At 41.6% G+C, this 255-nt stretch carries 1 protein-coding gene; it reads right to left on the bottom strand.

Annotated features, from left to right (window positions below; translation table 11 throughout):
• On the bottom strand, positions 1-255 hold a 255-nt coding region (locus KW850_RS32920; protein ID WP_218351744.1), incomplete at both ends, for a transposase.

Genomic DNA, 255 nt, shown 5'->3' with positions numbered 1-255 from the left:
AACTAGCCTCTGCAAGATGTAATCCAGCATGACGCAATAAAGAATTACCGTGTGCGAATCCACTTAGATCTCCTGACTCTCCTAAAATGCCTGCAAGGGCAATCTCGCTAATCCCTTTAATAGCAAGGAACTTTCTCGCGAAAGGAATTCGTTTAAGGACGTCAGTGACTTCCTTTTCAACTCGCTCAAGTTGCGCAGTTGCTAGATCAAACTCTTCAATTAATTGTTCAAGATGTAGTTTATAAGCATCAAGAG

The sequence above is a fragment of the Bacillus sp. sid0103 genome (assembly GCF_019219025.1).
Note: the sequence above shows the minus strand (reverse complement) of the source record. Positions and strands in the feature narration are given on the sequence as shown.